This is a genomic window from Oceanobacillus kapialis (assembly GCF_044790185.1).
Taxonomy (GTDB): Bacteria; Bacillota; Bacilli; order Bacillales; family Amphibacillaceae; genus Oceanobacillus_B; species Oceanobacillus_B kapialis.
The window spans coordinates 3,125,572-3,143,180 of the sequence record NZ_CP085256.1 but is presented as its reverse complement, the minus strand read 5'-3'; the positions used below and the strand labels follow the sequence as shown (position 1 = coordinate 3,143,180).

The following is a 17,609-nucleotide window of genomic DNA, read 5'->3' as shown; positions in this document are numbered from 1 at the left end:
GTTTAACTCAAATTAGATTAGGGAATATATCTTTGGTATAATTTTTTAAATGGCAGTGAAAACTTCAACTGCTAAAAAACATATAAGGAGACCAATTATGGAAGAGAGAACGACACTGAAGAAGTCTTTGAAGGCGCATTGGGTGTGGGCAATTGCTCTTGGTTCATCAATCGGTTGGGGTGCATTTGTACAACCTACAACTTGGATGTCAACGGCAGGGCCAATGGGAGTTATTCTCGGATTTGGAATCGGGGCAATTTTAATGATGTTAATTGCTGTAAGTTATGGGTTTCTTATTAAGAGTTTCCCGGTATCCGGTGGTGAGTTTGCCTACGCATTCATTAGTCTTGGAAGGACGCACGCATTTATCAGCGGCTGGTTTTTAACACTTGGTTACATATGTATCGTGGCTTTAAATGCTTCAGCGTTTGCTTTAATGTTTAAATTTGTATTTCCTGCTCTAATAGAAAATCTTCATTTATATCAAATTGCAGGCTGGGATGTTTACGGAATGGAAATAATTATTGCTTCCGTGGCCTTAGGTGCATTTGGATATTTTAACGTTAAAGGCAGTGGTATATCTGGACGTATGCAATTTGTTTTTTGTACCATTATGATTCTTAGTATTGTGACTATCACCTTTATGGTAGGAGGACAACCAGGAGCTGGACTATCTAATGTTCAACCATTCTTTCCTGGTGACACAACAGCTTTTGCTGCAATTATCTCAATCGTAGCAATTGCACCATGGGCATATGTTGGGTTTGATAATGTGCCACAGGCGGCAGAGGAATTCCATTTCTCTTCCAAAAAAGCATTTTCATTAATTATTTTGGCCATTTTCTTTGCGGCGGTTTTATATAGTTTAATGATCCTTGCAACAGCCATGATTCGTCCATGGGAAGGGCTTGTCTCTGAATCCCATGTATGGGGAACTGGTGCTGCAATTGAAGATCTGTTAGGGACGATGGGGCTTGTTCTAGTGGTAACTGCTTTAACTATGGGTGTGTTTACCGGACTTAATGGCTTTATTATCTCCTCAAGTCGATTACTTTTCGCCATGTCTCGTGCGAAAATTTTGCCGGAAGCATTTTCTAAGTTGCATCCGAAGCACAAAACACCTTATGTGGGGATTATCTTCACGGTAATTGTATCGATGCTTGCCCCATGGTTTGGGCGAGAAGCACTTCTGTGGGTTGTTGATATGTCATCTGTTGGGGTAACAATTGCTTATTTCTACACTTGTTACACAGCATTCTCTTTATTTAAAACGAAAAAGAATGCGGATTTTGATGAGCGGAAGCATGTAATCTCCCCAATGAAGAAAATGATTTCTGCAATTGGGATGCTTTCAAGTTTAGTATTCCTTGGCTTGCTTCTGATTCCTGGTTCCCCGGCGTTTCTTGGGGTAGAATCTCGAATTGCGTTAGGTGCATGGGTTGGATTAGGTCTAATCTTTTACCTGATTAAACGCACAGAATTTAATAAAATTCCAAAAGAAGAGCTTAATTACCTCATTCTTGGGTCGAAAGAAATTGAAGCGAAAAATCGAACATGATCCAAAGCTTCTTCTAAGAATAAAAAAACGCATTCCTATGATAAGGAATGCGTTTTTTGATAACTTTTTACAAACTCCAGTAAGTAAATCCTTTTTCTTCCGATTCTTCACGGTTGAAAATGCTTTTCACGTCAATAAGAACTTTTTTATCGTGTTTGTATAGAGTAGAAAGAGCATCTAAATCATAGCTTTTCTTAAGCTCTTCATGTGGAACCGCGAATACGACACAATCAAGATCTTTAAGCTCATCTTGTTTCACCAAGTCGATTCCAAACTCTCCTTTAACAGCTTCGGTTTCGGCAACAGGGTCATGTACTAGAACTTCTACCCCGTAATCTTTCAATTCATTAATAATATCAATGATTTTCGTGTTTCTTACATCGCCAACATTTTCTTTAAACGTAATACCGAGAATAGCAATTTTTGCACCATCAATGTTTTGCTTTGTAGTGATCATTTTCTTTATGATATTGCTTGCAATGTATTTCCCCATATCATCATTAATTTTACGGCCGGATAGAATGATCTGTGAATGATATCCAAGCTGTTCTGCTTTGTACGTGAAATAGTATGGATCAACACCAATGCAATGGCCGCCAACAAGACCTGGCGTAAACTTCAGAAAGTTCCATTTTGTGCCTGCTGCACGAAGAACGGCATTTGTATCGATTTCCATTTTGTTAAATACCATGGATAACTCGTTCATGAAGGCGATATTTATATCACGCTGAGAGTTTTCAATTACTTTAGCAGCTTCAGCTACTTTAATAGACTCTGCTTCATGAATGCCTGCTTCAATAATAGAGCCATAAACAGCGGAGATCTCTTTGAGTGCTTCCTTATCAGAACCAGATACGATTTTAACAATTTTTGTAAGGGTATTTATTTTATCACCAGGATTAATCCGTTCGGGTGAGTAGCCAACTTTAAAGTCCTCACCATATTTAAGGCCTGATACCTTTTCTAAAATAGGAATACATACCTCTTCCGTTGTTCCTGGATAGACAGTGGATTCATAAATGACGTAAGAGCCTTTTGTAAGGTTCCTCCCAACTGTTTCACTCGCTCCGATAACTGGGTTGAGGTTTGGTGTTTTATCTGTATTTATAGGAGTTGGGACAGCAACTACATGAAATTTACAAGCCTTTAAATCTTCTTCATTGCTCGTGAAGGTCATTGGCGTTTGACGAATCATGTCATCCCCAACTTCATCCGTAACATCATGCCCGTTACGATATTGAGTTAGTTTTTCCTCACTTATATCGTAACCAACAACATCATATTTTTTAGCAAATTCAACAGCTAGAGGCAAGCCTACATACCCTAGCCCGATCACTGATATTTTCTCTTCTTTGTTTTGGATTCTAGTAAATAAACTCATACTAATAACCTTCCTTCTTTCATCACCATTTAGGCAATCAATTTATGTCTTTTGAATAATTAACGGCAAGATACCTATATTATACAACTTTACGAAAGCTATTACGATTATTTTGGGGTAAAAATTGGACTGCTATACAGCATATGATAAACTTACCATAATGAAATAGCTCTATGAATAGCTACCTTTTAAAGATAAAGGAGACATTGAAATGAAGGTAAAAAAGGCGATCATTCCCGCAGCTGGGTTAGGTACGAGATTTTTGCCTGCTACAAAAGCACAACCTAAAGAAATGCTGCCAATAGTAGATAAACCAACCATTCAATATATTGTAGAAGAGGCAGTTGCTTCGGGTATAGAAGATATTATGATTGTTTCTGGTAGAGGAAAAAGAGCAATTGAGGATCATTTTGATATATCCTATGAGCTCGAAGAAACGTTAGCGAAAAAGCAAAAAACAGAACAGTTGGAAATGGTGCAGAAAATCTCGAAATTGGCCAATATCCATTATATTAGACAACGGGAACCAAACGGCTTAGGACACGCCATTTTATGTGCAGAACGTTTCGTCGGCAATGAACCCTTTGCGGTATTATTAGGGGACGACATAGTCGAATCAGAACAGCCTTGCTTAGGCCAGTTACTGGACGTTTTCGCTGAACACCAGCATTCTGTTGTTGGGGTGCAGCAGGTCCCAGAGGAAGATCTGTCTAAATACGGGATTATCGAACCTTTAAGCAATGAAGATTATACAAATGCTGTACGTCGCATCGCCTCCTTAGTTGAAAAGCCTTCAATTGAGGATGCGCCGTCCAATCTTGCTATAATGGGAAGATATGTATTAACTCCGCGTATATTCGACATTCTTCATAAGCAAGCTCCAGGAAAAGATGGGGAGATACAACTGACAGATGCAATCGAAAAGCTAAATGAAATTGAACCAGTGTTCTCGTATAATTTTGCGGGAATACGACATGATATTGGCGGGAAATTAGGCTTTATCAAAGCAACGATTGACTTTGCCTTACGCCGTAATGATTTAAAAGAAGACGTACAAGCATATATGGAAGCGAAATTGTCTGACTTAGGAAGAAAATAGAGGTGTCATCAAATGAAAATTGCAGTAATTGGAACAGGATATGTCGGTCTCGTAACAGGTGTAACTTTAGCGGAAATTGGTCATCAGGTTACGTGTATTGATGTGGACAAAGAAAAGGTGGAAACGCTTAACAAAGGAATTAGTCCTATTTATGAAGAAGGACTAACAGAACTTATCCAAAAGAACCTCGATGGTGGAAATCTTGCGTTTACTTCCAGTTATCAACAAGGCTTACAAGGAAAAGATATTGTTTATCTCGCTGTAGGTACACCACAAGGTGAAGACGGATCAGCAGATCTTACTTATATTCACAAAGCCTGTGATTCCATAGCGGAAACACTTCAAAACGATGTTATTATGGTTACGAAAAGTACAGTGCCAGTAGGAACGAACTCCCATATAAAAAATAGAATAGAGGACAAGCTAGCAGCTGGTATAAAGGTGGAGATTGTTTCCAATCCGGAATTTTTGCGACAAGGCTCAGCAGTATACGATACATTTAATGGTGATCGAATCGTGATTGGGTCGGACAGTCCGGAAGCTTTACGTGCCATCGCAGAAGTAAATGCTCCCTTTAACCTGCCGATCGTACAAACAGATTTAAAAAGTGCCGAGATGATTAAGTATGCTTCCAATGCCTTCTTAGCAACGAAAATTAGTTTTATAAATGAAATAGCGAATCTATCTGAACGAGTAGGAGCTAATGTGGACCTTGTTGCGGATGGAATGGGCATGGATAAGCGGATAGGAAGAGCATTTCTAAATGCAGGTGCAGGCTTTGGAGGATCCTGTTTTCCAAAGGATACGAACGCCCTGATTTCCATAGGTAAAGAAGTTGATTACACGATGCCTTTGTTGGAAAGTGTCATTAACGTCAACAACAAACAGCGTGGTATCATTGCGGAAAAAGTAATCGAGCAGTATCCTGATCTTTCCGGAAAACAGGTTGCAGTGCTCGGGCTTGCCTTTAAACCAAATACCGATGACATGCGGGATGCACCTTCCATTCATATCACAGAGCGTTTACTGGAAAAAGGTGCTACGCTTCGTGCCTATGATCCGGTAGCAATGGATAATGCTAAGAAAGTGCTGTCTAACAAAATAGAATATGTAAAAGATATAGAGTCAGCCATAACAGAGGCTGATTTGGCCATTATTCTTACGGAATGGGATGTGATAAAAGAATTCCCACTCTCGGCATATAAAAAATATATGAAAAATGCCGTTCTATTTGATGGCAGAAATTGCTTTACTATCGATCAAGTCGCCGGAACAGACGTAGAATACCATTCTATCGGAAGACCTGTGGAAAATGATGCGTAAATGAAATTCCAATTTAACAAATAAAATAGTAGTGATACAGTAGCCGGACAATTCGATTATGTCCGGCTTATTGTTTACATAGAATTTTAATTTAGTTTTATATAAACCTTGAGAGAAACTGGGTACCTATTCACCTGTAGCGCGGGGTCTCCTTTTAATGGTTGATTGAGCAGGGCGTGTGGTTGATAGGGAAGCGCGCGTGGTTGATTGCACGGGGATCGTGGTTGATAGGAAAGGCTGCGTGGTTGATTGAGCAGGGATCGTGGTCGATAGGGAGGCTCGTGTGGTTGATTGGGTGGAGATCGTGTCCGATAGGGAAGCCCGCGTGGTTGATAGAGCCGGGGTCGCGGTTGATAGGGAAGCCTGTTTGGTTGATAGAGCAGGGATCGTGGTCGATAGGGAGGCCCGTGTGGTTGATTAAGCAGGGATCGTGGTCGATAGGGAAGCCTGTGTGGTTGATTAAGCCGGGGTCGTGGTCGATAGGGAAGCCTGTGTGGTTGATTAAGCAGGGATCGTGGTCGATAGGGAAGCTCATGTGGTTGATTAAGCCGGGATCGAGGTCGATAGGGAGGCTCGTGTGGTTGATAGAGCCGGGGTCGCGGTTGATAGGGAAGCGCGCGTGGTTGATAGAGCCGGGATCGTGGTCGATAGGAGGCTCATGTGGTTGATTAAGCAGGAATCGTGGTCGATAGAGGAGCCCGCGTGGTTGATTGAGCAAGGATCATGGTCGATAGGAAAGCCCCCATGGTTGATAGCCCAGTCCTCGCGGTCGATAGGAAAGTCCGTGTGGTTGATTGAGCAAGGATCATGGTCGATAGGAAAGCCTGCCTGGTTGATTAAGCAGCCCCCGCGGTCGATAGGAAAGCCCCCATGGTTGATAGTCCAGCCCCCGTGGTTGATAGAAATGCCCCTCTGGTCTATACCCCATCCCCCACGGTCGAATGGGATGCTCCTTGCGTCGCTCTCAACATATTTTGATAATTTATTTATCAGAGGTACTATGGTATAATTTTATATTGTTATTTTAATTTTTATATACTGGCAATTCTTGAAGGATGGCTGATTATGAAGCAAATAAAAGTTGTTTTTTTTATCTATCGAATGGGGTCTGGTGGTGCAGCCAGGACGTTTTTAAATATTATTAATAACCTAGATCGACAAAAGTTTTCACCGTTGCTTGTCACACTAGATTATGAGGCAGATTATGAAAGTTATCTAAAAGAAGATATTCGGTTTATAAAGCTTGATACGAAGCGTTTACGGTCAGCTATTTTTCCTTTGGCGAAGTTAATTCGCAAAGAAAAGGCAGACATAGTTTTTAGTACAATCCCGAATTATAATACGATTGCTATTTTAGCTAGATTATTTTCTTTCACGAAAGCAAAAAATGTCGTAAGAGAAGCCGCCTATCTCGGTGGCGACCCAAAAACAGATGCGAAATTAAAACTCTATGGAATGCTTTACGGATTCTCTTCACGCGTCATTGCATTATCCGAAGGTGTAAAGGCTAACATAGTAAAAAGATATAACGTTAAAGATCGAAACATTAATGTCATATATAATCCGATTGATATTGAAGGAATTGAAGCAGCAGCAGAGCGTGCCGAACCAATTGCCGAGGAAGCCGGCTTGTTCACCGATGATACAAAAACAATTGTAACGGCTGGAAGGCTAGTAGATGATAAAGATCATGTGACATTGCTAGAGGCTTTTGCAAAGGTGAAAGAAAACGTGGCGTCCCGTTTAATCATAATGGGCGAGGGAGAGCTTGAACAAACGTTAAAACAAAAAGCGAGCAGCTTAGGGGTTGCAGACAGTGTCCATTTTATTGGATTTCAAAAGAACCCTTATTTCTTTTTAAAGAAGTCTGATGTATTTGTGCTCTCTTCGAAACGAGAAGGTTTTGGCCATGTGCTTGGAGAAGCACTTGCAGTGGGAACACCAATTGTCTCGACAGACTGTAAGCCAGGTGCCCAGGAAGTATTGGACAATGGCAAATACGGCTCCATGTGTTCAGTGGGAGATGCAACGGAAATGGCTGACAAGATCGTCGACATCCTGACTATTGATCAGGCTTCAAGAGAACAAATTGTGCAAAGCGGATATGAGCGTGCACAGCAGTTTGCTGCAGAAAAAATTGTAAAGCAATACGAAGCAGTATTTGAAAATGTGTTAGAACCTAAGAATTAATTATGAAAAAAGAGGGAGTGTGACGGATGCCTCGTTCTGGTCGGGTTGTTCATCTAACTACTGTCCATCATCCATATGACCCAAGAATTTACCATAAAGAATGCACATCCTTACAAAAAGCTGGCTATGAGGTAGCCCTTATCGCCCAAAAGGCACCTATAGAAGCGAAAGAAAACCGAGAAATTAATCATATACCAGTGAAGACGTACGGCAGCAGACTTAAGCGTATGGTGTTAGGCTCAATGGAAGCCTACAAGAAAGCGAAAAGTTTAAAGGCAGACGTCTATCATTTCCATGATCCGGAATTATTACCAGTAGGCTGGTTACTAAAGAATAAAAATAATGTCGTGATCTATGACATTCATGAAGACTATATTACAAGTATTCTGCAAAAGGATTATTTGCCCAAGCCTTTAAAAAAGGCAATTGCTTTTGCGTATCGATATATGGAAAAATTCTTTGCTCGAAACATGGAGCTTTGTCTTGCGGAAAAATATTACCAGGATTTTTATCCATCTGGAACCAAGATTTTAAATTATCCCACCATTAATGATAAATTACTGAACGCCAACCAAGGTGATGAAACGCCACAGGATGAATTACTTTATACAGGAAATGTATCACATGTCCGTGGAGCATTGGAGCATGCCAAAATCCCGAGCATTAATCACCATATAAAAGTTCATTTTATTGGAAAATGCCCTAGAGAATTGGCGGAGGAAATGAACAAGGTGGCTGGGGAGCATGCATCCAAGCTATCCTTTAAGGGCATTGATACCTTCGTGGAAAAAGAAGCAATTGAGGATGCATACACGAGTAAGCGGTGGCTTGCAGGAATCGCCCTTTTCCCCCCAACCGAACATTATAAAAAGAAAGAGCTGACAAAGTTCTTTGAATACATGGCGGCAGGCCTTCCTGTTATTTGTTCCAACTTCCCGGTATGGGAGGAATTCATTGAAAGATATGAATGTGGAATTACCGTCGATCCATTTAACGAAACGGAGATTAATGATGCGATCGAATACTTACGGACCAACCCTGAAGTGGCGAAGCAGATGGGGGAAAAAGGAAAACAAGCGGTAAAATTGGAATTGAATTGGGACAGCCAAGCAGATAAACTGGTATCATGGTACGATCAACTATTAAGTCAAGGTAGAGGCAGGGATATCGATGGATAAGCAAACACCTTTAATCTCTGTTATTACCCCTTCGTATAATGCAGAAAGATTCATTAGGGAAACAATTCAGTCTGTTCAGCAGCAAACCTATACGAACTGGGAAATGGTCATTGTCGATGATTGTTCACAGGATAATACTGTTGAGATTGTGACAGAAATTAGTAAAACAGATGACAGAATTAAGCTGTTTGTGCTTGAAGAAAACAGTGGATCTGCTATTGCGCGTAATACAGCAATGGATCTGGCAAAGGGTAAGTATATTGCCTTTTTAGACAGTGACGACCTGTGGATGCCAGAAAAATTGGAGCACCAGGTAGCCTTTATGCAGGAAAAAGATATTGCCTTTTCATTTACGAAATATGTGTGGATGAGAGAGGATGGAACCTTAACAAATGCGACATCGAAAGCACCTGAAAAGGTAAACTATAACCAATTGATGAAGCATTGTGTAATGGGCTGCCTTACTGTTATGCTTGATAAAGAAAAAATTGGCGACCTAAAGATGTATAATATAAGAACAAGACAGGACTATGTGTACTGGCTTCATATTGTAAAACGCGGGCATCTTGCTTACGGTATGCCAGAAGTGCTTGCCAAATACCGGCTCGTGGAAAACTCTATTTCCAGTAATAAAATTAAAGCAGCAAAGCGTAACTGGCATGTTTACCGGTATATCGAGGCTCAACCTTTATGGAAAGCTATTTGGTACTTTGTGAACTATGCTATTAATTCTGTTAGACAAATTATTTATCGGAAGCGAATGGGTTAAGCCTATTTAACCTTTATATGTCGCTACAAATACTGAAATAAATACTTATTAATTTAAAAATTATAATCATGGCTATTATAATTTTGCAGGCGGTGTGATTAACATTGATGAAAAATTATTTGCAGGAAATGATAAAACGTAAGGATTTACTTTTTTACCTTGTGAAATCGGGTCTAAAAGCAGAGCACCGAAACAGCTGGCTCGGCTATTTTTGGTGGCTGTTAGACCCACTGTTAAACGTGCTTGTGTATTACTTTTTGGTTGTTATTATATTACGAAGAGACGATATCCCAAACTTTCCGCTTTTCCTTGTAATTGGACTTGTTGTTTGGAGATGTATTAGCTCCAGTATTAATAGCTCTAGTAAATCGATTATGCGTTACAGCTCGATCATTAACCAGGTTTATTTACCTAAATCGATCTTTCCGTTATCGTTTACCCTAACCCAGTTATTTAACTTCGCCTTTGGTTTTGTCGTTATCGCGATCTTTTTGGCGATTTACAGGGTAATGCCAGGCTGGGAGGCTGTATTCTTACCATTTATTATATTGGTACAGACGGTCTTTTTACTGGCAGTAGGTCTGTTCCTTGGATACATTACCGTATTTGTTCGGGACATTGACAACTTGATTACGTATGTTACGCGTATCTTTTTCTATGCCTCTCCGATAATTTGGGCAGGGGGCAGGCTTGGGGGTACAGGATTTGCCTGGGTGATTGATTACAACCCGATCGCAATCATCGTAACTTCGTATCGGGATGTACTTATGTATAAAGACCTTCCAGATTTTCTAGGTTTATTTATTATTCTGCTGCTCTCTTCAGCAGTAGTTGTGTACATGCTTTACTACTATAGTAAAAACGAGCACAAAATTATAAAATCTCTATAAAGCCTTTTACAGGTTAGAGTGATAAAGAGGGATCTACATTGAGTAGTACAAATGAAACAACACAACAAACAAACTCAAAAGATGTTATAAAGGCGAAAAACCTTGGTGTTAGCTTTAATAGCCGAGTGAGGGATGATTATAAATCCCTCTTATTTCGCATGTTCCAAAGTAAAGCGAAGCGCGCAAAACAGAAAAAGGTTTGGCCACTGCAAGATATAAACTTTACCGGACACCAGGGAGAAATTCTGGGCATCATTGGCTCCAATGGTGCAGGAAAAACCACGCTAAGCAAGATTATTTCTGGTATCTTACAAGAAGATAAAGGAACGATCAAGGTCGATGGTGATGTTACAGCATTATTCTCCTTTGGTATGGGGTTTAATAAGGAATTAACAGGCCGAGAAAATGTTTTTCTAAACGGCATGATGCTCGGTGTAGCTAAAGAAAAAATTCATTACTATATTGACGATATTAAGGAGTTCTCTGATCTGGAGGATTTCTTTGATCAGCCAATGAAATATTATTCAAGTGGAATGAAAGCTCGGCTTGGCTTTAGTGTTGCCTCCCATTTCCAGCCGGAGATATTAATTCTCGATGAGGCATTAAATACAGGTGACGCGAAATTTAGTAGAAAAGCTGCCCAGAAGATGAAGGAATTAGTAGGCAGAGCGAAAATGGTTATTATCGTGACACATAGTCTACGTTACGCACAGCGAAACTGTGATCGGCTGCTTTGGCTCGAAAACGGAAAAGTGAGGGAGTCAGGAGATCCTGCTGAAATCATCCAACGTTACCGGGCAACCGTTCCTGCTAGACCACCGCGTCGCCAAAGAAACCTTCAGCTTGAAAAAACAGAATCTGAAATCAAGAACAACCTTGTCATTAAAGCAGAGGACTTGAGTGTTTCCTTTAAACTAAATACCGGAAAGTTTTGGGCACTAAAGGATGTAAACTTTGAGATTAATGAAGGGGAAGTAGTCGGGATTATCGGCCATAATGGCGCAGGTAAAAGTACACTCTGTAAGGTGTTGACGAAAATACTTTTCCCGGATAAGGGATCGATTGAACTGCATGGTGAGACATCCGCATTACTTGGCTATGGAACAGGTTTTAACGCCCAATTGGATGGGAAAGACAATATTTATTTAAATGCCATGCTTTTAGGTATCCCAAAGAAAAAGGTAACCGAGAAATATGATGAGATTGTCGAATTCTCTGGTCTTGGCAAAAGCATTCATAAACCAATTAAAGATTATTCAAGTGGTATGAAAGCGCGACTTGGCTTTAGTATTGCGGCCATCTTAAAGCCAGATATCTTCATAATTGATGAAGCATTATCAACTGGTGATATAGCTTTTCAGCAAAAGGCAAGTGAACGAATTCAGGACATGATCAACCATGCGAAGGTCGTTATCATCGTTTCACATAGCATGGGCTTTATTGAACAGGTCTGTACAAGAGCAATTTGGATGGAAAAGGGACAAGTGAAATTTGATGGTTCCTCCGAAGAAGCTGTGGCAAAATACCGGGAATCTCAAGGTGTCGCAAAGAAAACAACGATCAAAAATATGAAACAGAATAAAGAACAGACTGCGAACAACACTACGAACGTTTCAAATAATTAATTTACTGTATAGACTGATAGGATTGTGCAGGATAGGTGGGATGCTTGGATGGGTAAATTAAAGAAAATAATCGTTGCCCCAGTGGATTGGGTGCTTTATTCTCTGCTAGGTGATAAACAACGAAAAGCACTTGGTAATATTTTTTCTCCCAAGATCAAGGAGCTATTAATCAAGGTTTTAACAGGGAGAAAGAATGAACAACGACAGGAATTAAAGATGATCAAGTATCATCTTTATAACCTTGGTTTTGTGGAAAAAGGCCTTGCAGATCTCGAAGCATTTATTGCCAAAACAAAGGACCCCTTTATCAAACGTCTTGCTGTTTGGGAGCTAATCCTCTGGCATATTAATAAGGGAACGAAGCAAGGTGCTGAACAAGCACTTCTTCACATGCCAGATTTGGATAAAGAAAAAAGTATGGACCAACGCCGTCGGATTGCTATTATTAAAGCAGAAAGCTACGAGCTGTTGGGACAGAGAGAAAATGCCAAACAAGTGATTAATAGCATGCTTCAAGAGCAGAAGCATCCTGACCTATACCTAGCATTAGCCAATTTAGAAAATGAGATGGAAAAGAGAATTAGCTTTATTAATCAAGTAATGGACATGTATGGACTGGCACGTATTACAATTGATAAAGATGAACAAGGGAATTATCATTATGATGGCTTACAAACGTCCCCCTTGCCAAAAAGTGTTCATGAATCCCCTAAGGTTTCGGTCATTTTACCGGCTTATAATGCGGAAGAAGGCGTCGGAACGGCTATTGAATCCATTCTGACCCAAACATGGTCTAATCTTGAACTGCTAGTTGTGGATGATTGCAGTCCTGACAATACCGTTGGTGTTGTAGAAAAGTATGTGGAACAGGATGCAAGGGTTAAGCTGTTTAGTACTCCTGTAAACAGTGGTCCGTATGTGGCACGAAACATTGCCTTAAAGGAAGCAACAGGTGAGTTTGTTACAATTAATGATGCGGATGACTGGTCCCATGCTGAAAAGCTTGAGAAGCAGGTTAGACACCTTATTAAAAATAAACAAATCTTAGCGAACACTTCCGAGCATTCAAGGCTTACAGAGGAAGAGCTGAAGCTTTATCGAAGAGGTACACCAGGCAAATACATTTTCCCTAATATGTCGTCCATCATGTTTAGAAGAGAGCAAGTGCTTAAAAAGATTGGCTACTGGGATAGTGTGCGATTCGCAGCAGATGGCGAGTTTAAGCGAAGAATTATCCGTACCTTTGGTAAACAAGCATACGCCGATCTTCCAACAGGCCCGTTATCATTACCAAGACAATCTGTGACGTCTTTAACTGGTAGTTCTGCGTTTGGATACAATGGCTTTTTTATGGGAGTGCGTAGGGAATATGTCGAGAGCTTAGAAGCACATCATGAGCAAGCAGCTTCCCTTTATTATGAATATCCACAAGAGACGAGACCGTTCGCTGTCCCTGTACCAATGTGGCCGAAAAGAACAAAGGACCGGACATTTGATGTTGTCTTTGCGACAGATTTTCGTATGGAGAACAAAGCGTTGCTTGAAGAAATTTTGCGGCTCAAACGGCTACACATGCAAATCGGACTTGTGCAATTAAATCGCTATGACTTTTCCATACCGAGAGAAGTTAATTGGGAAATTCGCACGCTTATGGATGGAAGACAAGTACAAATGCTAGTGTTTGGAGAGAAAGTTACTACCGAGAAACTATTTATTATTAACCCGCTTGTACTGAAAGAGCGTCAACGCTATGTGCCAGAGGTGGAAGCAGCTTCGGTTGGATTATTAGTGGAAGAGGTCCCCGTTGATGAGAATATAGCTGGTGAGCTAATCCAAGAATGGGAAGATAGTGTGCAACATTACTTTCATAAAGCGCCTCAGTGGTATGCTGCTACAGAAGCAGTGAAGCAAGAACTGAAGGACACTTTTCCAGAAATTGAAGTGTATCAATCCGAAGATATCCGAAGGGAACGTACAGGATATGAGTGATAAAGAGATAACAGAAGTATCAGACGGGGCTTATCCTTTATTCGACGCTGAGATCAAAGAAATGAATGCACGTATTAACAAGATAGAGCAGGAAAATGCATTTCTAAAAGACGAATTATTTAAAACACGCTATGAATTTAGTCAGGTAACAGCAAATGGAATAGGCAGTGTTATTTCCCCCAAAAAAATTAAGCAATTTTTGCGTAGTACGGTTGCGTATATAATTGGAAGAAGAGATAGGAGACAGCTTTATAGCAAAGCTTACAAAAAGAAAAAAGCAAGGAATACAATGAAAAGCTATTCCTATTATCTGTACAGTTTAGGGTTTGAAGAAAAGATGCTTCAAGCATTCATGCAACTGTATACGACTACCAAAAATCATTATGAAAAAAAAGAAGCGGCATGGGAGCTGCTTCTTTGGTATGCCAACAAAAATTCCATTATTGGTGCTGCCCATGCCTTAAAGTTTGTTCATACAGCCCGGGAAAAAGAAACGGACATCGACGCACTTCGTAAAATTGATATTTTAGAGATTGAGGCACTCCTTCGGCTGGAAAGAAGAGAGGATGCCGAAAGAGTGCTTTCCTCTCTGATGAAAAGAGGAAAGCATTCTGATCAATACTTTATTGCCGCAAACCTAGAAATGAATATACATAATCGAATTAATTTGATAAATAACTGCTTGCAGAGCTATGACCTAGCAGAGATTTCACTTTCGGACAGTCAGAAGGCAACAGATTACGATAGACTACAAACCGTGACTGCTAAGAAGGTGGAAGAACGTCAACCGCTTGTCACTGTTATTGTGCCTGTATTTAATGCAGAGAAAACCATTTCTACTACGCTTGATTCTTTGCTCGCACAGACTTGGAGGAATTTAGAGATCATTGTAGTAGACGACGCTAGTACTGACGAAACAATTGCGCTCGTTGAACACTATGTCCAAGCAAATGACCGAATCATCTTGCTTCAGAATACTGCCAATAGTGGTCCATATGTATCTCGTAATAAAGGCCTTCATCATGCTTCGGGAGAATTTGTAACCGTAAATGATGCGGATGATTGGACACATGCTCAGAAAATTGAGATACAGGCTAAGCATCTGTTAGGAAACCAAACCATTATGGCGAACATGAGCCAACAGGCAAGGGTTTACGAAGATCTTGCATTTACACGAAGAGGTGTTGCAGGTGGCTATCTTTTCCCAAATATGTCCTCCCTCATGTTCAGAAGGCAAGTCGTGTTAGAAAAAATCGGCTATTGGGACAGGGTGCGATTTGCCGGCGATAGTGAATTTATCAATCGGTTGGAGCAGGCTTTCGGTAAGGAAAAGGTCATTCGTTTAGATACAGGTCCTTTATCATTTACGAGACAAACCAAAGGCTCCTTAACCGGAAATGCTACATTTGGTTATAGTGGCCATCTGAAAGGCGCTCGTAAGGAATATGCCGAGGCTTTTCGCTTTTATCATCAGCATGCTAAATCCTTGTATCTCCCTCTTGAACAAGGGGAGCGACCTTTTCAGGTACCCATGGTGATGCAGTCAACTAATTCAAGGAACAAAAAGCAGCACTTTGACGTCATTGTAGCTTGCGATTTTCGTTATCCAGATAACCAGCTCCATCAAATAGTGGAGGAAATCAAACAAGTAAAAAGGCAACATAGTCATGTAGCGCTTATGCAATTAGATGTGCTTGATTTCTCCATCCCGAAACAGATAAATCATCGTATTCGTTCTTTAATGGAAGAAATGGAAATACCAATGCTCGTACATGGGGAGAAAGTGAGCTGTGAAGTCATCCTAATAAGAAAGACAGAGGTCCTGTTGGAGAAGCAGTCCTTCCTTCCTGAAGTGAATGCTGGTACAGTTAACCTGATTTTTGACCAATTATTCTTTAACAAATTAGAAACGAGAAAGAATCCAATAAATGCAATGCGAAGATGTAGCCATAACGCGCTCTCTTATTTCGATAAGCGTAGCAACTGGTATCCAGAATCACATAAAGCAAGGGAAGTCTTAAAAAAACGTTACCCAGCCGTATTAAAATATATTCGTTTATCAAAAAAGGACTGGTACTTAACGAGAGAAATGGAGTCCTTTAAACCGCATTTAAAGAACTGGATAGTACCAACAGAGCATGAAGAATATGGAGAGGGAGTGGAGTAAGGTGGCAGAAGATAACAAAGAGAATAAGCAACCCATGCAAACAAATACTAATAAACATATACCTGCTCCCTCTTCGGTAGCGGATGAACAAATAAAACAGCTTATAAAAAAAGAAGCTGAAATGGCGTTGGCGGAAAATAGAAACAGGTCCTATAAAAAAGATTTAAAGTCGATTCAGAACAGCAGAAGTTGGAAGTATCTTGCGCCTTTAAGAAAGTTAAATAGTATGTTTTCTTTTGGAAAGAAGAAAAAGCTATACACACTACAGCTAGAAGAAGAATTGACACTTGCAAAATCACAACTCTTGGAAGCTACGGCTTTTATAGACGACCGTTTACTTGATGATAAAACCTTAAGAAGTCATGAATTAATGGATCGTTTGCGAGCCAAAAAGAGAGAAGGTACACTTGCTGATTATCTTGAAGAACTAGCAGAAGATAAGCATGCGCACACCGCAAATTATGCTGAGGCGCTTAAATATGGAGCAAGGTTATTTTCAAAAGAAAAGGATAGCTATAAGAAGTTTGTTTATGAAAAGGCTCTGACTGGGCTGAATGCTGAGGAGATTCCAGAATTCATGGTTCGTGCGGGAGTAGAAGAGGAACCAATAGCCTTATCAGCGGCAGCCTCGTATCGGGCGAGTTTAACGATGAGAATGAGAGAAATGCAGCTTACTGGTTCACTTCCTGAATGGCTACTTGATGACAAACAGCTGGCATACGAATTTATAGACGCGTTGAAGGTAAGAAGGCCTTGGACGTCTAAGGACACTTACCGGATCGAAACACTTCCAAAGCAGACAGGCATGGTCGTGAAACCTGCAGATGGTGCAGGCTCTCGTGGTGTATACCTGATTCACGATTTAAATGATATAATAGATGTCAAGCGATCAGAAAAACTGACAAAATGGGACGATTTACTAGACAGAATGCGCGAAGATGTCCTAATGGGCTGGGTTAGCCAAAACGAGTGGTTCACGGAAGAGCTTATTTTAGAGAACGTGGAGCATAATCAGATTGCTAGTGATATTAAGTTTTACTGCTTCTATGGTAAAATAGGAGTCGTTTTGGAAATAGAAAGGTATCCAGAAACGAAATATTGTTGGTGGACGGCAAATGGTGAAAGAATTCGAACAGGTAAGTATGACGAAGATCCATTTAGTGGACAAGGTGTCACCCAGGCAGAATGCAAACTAGCAACTAACATAAGTGAGCAAATTCCTGCTCCATTTATCCGCATCGATTTTCTTAGGTCAGAAGAAGGCTTAGTGTTTGGTGAATTTACTCCTAAGCCGGGGAATTATGATGAATTTGATAAACAAACGGATACATACTTGGGTGATTTATTTTTAGAGGCCCAAGGCAGGTTAGCGCAAGACATGTTAAATGGAAAACAATTTGAAACGTATAAACAACTACAAGCTAAGCAATAGCGAAATCA

The 17,609-nt window shown here is 40.4% G+C and carries 14 protein-coding genes; 13 read left to right on the top strand and 1 reads right to left on the bottom strand.

Annotated features, from left to right (window positions below; genetic code table 11):
- Positions 1–97: 97 nt before the first annotated feature.
- Positions 98–1,558: an APC family permease gene (locus tag LG273_RS16320; RefSeq protein ID WP_404455594.1), complete on the top strand. Its 1,461-nt coding sequence runs from the start codon at positions 98–100 to the stop codon at positions 1,556–1,558.
- A 67-nt stretch (positions 1,559–1,625) separates the two neighbouring features.
- Here the strand turns inward: LG273_RS16320 and LG273_RS16315 are convergent, their stop codons facing one another.
- A complete protein-coding gene (locus LG273_RS16315) occupies positions 1,626–2,939 on the bottom strand; it encodes a nucleotide sugar dehydrogenase (protein ID WP_404455591.1) in 1,314 nt (437 codons plus the stop codon).
- Between the two features lie 211 nt (positions 2,940–3,150).
- Here LG273_RS16315 and galU point away from each other — a divergent pair, with 211 nt between their 5' ends.
- The 12 genes from galU to LG273_RS16255 all read left to right on the top strand — a co-directional run bounded on the left by galU (position 3,151) and on the right by LG273_RS16255 (position 17,601).
- Entirely contained in the window at positions 3,151–4,038 is an 888-nt protein-coding gene (galU, locus tag LG273_RS16310) for a UTP--glucose-1-phosphate uridylyltransferase GalU (protein ID WP_379561621.1), read from the top strand.
- Between the two features lie 12 nt (positions 4,039–4,050).
- A complete protein-coding gene (locus LG273_RS16305; protein ID WP_404455588.1) occupies positions 4,051–5,361 on the top strand; it encodes a UDP-glucose dehydrogenase family protein in 1,311 nt (436 codons plus the stop codon).
- 161 nt (positions 5,362–5,522) lie between these two features.
- A complete protein-coding gene (locus LG273_RS16300; protein WP_404455585.1) occupies positions 5,523–6,029 on the top strand; it encodes a hypothetical protein in 507 nt (168 codons plus the stop codon).
- The gene (locus tag LG273_RS16295; RefSeq protein ID WP_404455582.1) at positions 6,026–6,370 is read left to right on the top strand and encodes a hypothetical protein; all 345 of its coding nucleotides are present in this window, start codon (positions 6,026–6,028) and stop codon (positions 6,368–6,370) included. The genes LG273_RS16300 and LG273_RS16295 overlap by 4 nt, the downstream gene beginning before the upstream one ends.
- Before the next feature lie 56 nt (positions 6,371–6,426).
- Positions 6,427–7,551 (top strand): glycosyltransferase, encoded by a 1,125-nt coding sequence (locus tag LG273_RS16290; protein WP_404455579.1) that lies wholly within the window; start codon positions 6,427–6,429, stop codon positions 7,549–7,551.
- A gap of 26 nt (positions 7,552–7,577) precedes the next feature.
- Positions 7,578–8,729, top strand: a complete 1,152-nt coding sequence (locus LG273_RS16285; RefSeq protein WP_404455576.1) for a glycosyltransferase — start codon at positions 7,578–7,580, stop codon at positions 8,727–8,729.
- Positions 8,722–9,498 (top strand): glycosyltransferase family 2 protein, encoded by a 777-nt coding sequence (locus LG273_RS16280; protein ID WP_404455573.1) that lies wholly within the window; start codon positions 8,722–8,724, stop codon positions 9,496–9,498. Before LG273_RS16285 ends, LG273_RS16280 begins: the two co-directional genes overlap by 8 nt.
- A 107-nt stretch (positions 9,499–9,605) precedes the next feature.
- Positions 9,606–10,388 (top strand): ABC transporter permease, encoded by a 783-nt coding sequence (locus LG273_RS16275; RefSeq protein WP_404455570.1) that lies wholly within the window; start codon positions 9,606–9,608, stop codon positions 10,386–10,388.
- A gap of 38 nt (positions 10,389–10,426) precedes the next feature.
- Complete coding sequence (locus LG273_RS16270) at positions 10,427–12,013, top strand: ABC transporter ATP-binding protein (RefSeq protein ID WP_379561627.1); 1,587 nt, start codon at positions 10,427–10,429, stop codon at positions 12,011–12,013.
- 48 nt (positions 12,014–12,061) lie between these two features.
- Positions 12,062–14,002 (top strand): glycosyltransferase family 2 protein, encoded by a 1,941-nt coding sequence (locus tag LG273_RS16265; protein WP_404455566.1) that lies wholly within the window; start codon positions 12,062–12,064, stop codon positions 14,000–14,002.
- Positions 13,995–16,169: a glycosyltransferase family 2 protein gene (locus LG273_RS16260; protein WP_404455563.1), complete on the top strand. Its 2,175-nt coding sequence runs from the start codon at positions 13,995–13,997 to the stop codon at positions 16,167–16,169. The genes LG273_RS16265 and LG273_RS16260 overlap by 8 nt, the downstream gene beginning before the upstream one ends.
- A gap of 1 nt (position 16,170) precedes the next feature.
- On the top strand, positions 16,171–17,601 hold the full coding sequence (locus LG273_RS16255; RefSeq protein WP_404455560.1) for an ATP-grasp fold amidoligase family protein: 1,431 nt from the start codon (positions 16,171–16,173) through the stop codon (positions 17,599–17,601).
- Positions 17,602–17,609 lie beyond the last annotated feature (8 nt).

Bases quoted from the DNA above. Each gene is read 5' to 3' on its own strand.
- LG273_RS16320 (WP_404455594.1), top strand. From the start codon at position 98: ATGGAAGAGAGAACGACACTGAAGAAGTCTTTGAAGGCGCATTGGGTG.
- LG273_RS16285 (WP_404455576.1), top strand. From the start codon at position 7,578: ATGCCTCGTTCTGGTCGGGTTGTTCATCTAACTACTGTCCATCATCCA.
- LG273_RS16280 (WP_404455573.1), top strand. From the start codon at position 8,722: ATGGATAAGCAAACACCTTTAATCTCTGTTATTACCCCTTCGTATAAT.
- LG273_RS16265 (WP_404455566.1), top strand. From the start codon at position 12,062: ATGGGTAAATTAAAGAAAATAATCGTTGCCCCAGTGGATTGGGTGCTT.
- galU (WP_379561621.1), top strand. From the start codon at position 3,151: ATGAAGGTAAAAAAGGCGATCATTCCCGCAGCTGGGTTAGGTACGAGA.
- LG273_RS16315 (WP_404455591.1), bottom strand. From the start codon at position 2,939: ATGAGTTTATTTACTAGAATCCAAAACAAAGAAGAGAAAATATCAGTG.
- LG273_RS16290 (WP_404455579.1), top strand. From the start codon at position 6,427: ATGAAGCAAATAAAAGTTGTTTTTTTTATCTATCGAATGGGGTCTGGT.
- LG273_RS16275 (WP_404455570.1), top strand. From the start codon at position 9,606: ATGAAAAATTATTTGCAGGAAATGATAAAACGTAAGGATTTACTTTTT.
- LG273_RS16260 (WP_404455563.1), top strand. From the start codon at position 13,995: ATGAGTGATAAAGAGATAACAGAAGTATCAGACGGGGCTTATCCTTTA.
- LG273_RS16305 (WP_404455588.1), top strand. From the start codon at position 4,051: ATGAAAATTGCAGTAATTGGAACAGGATATGTCGGTCTCGTAACAGGT.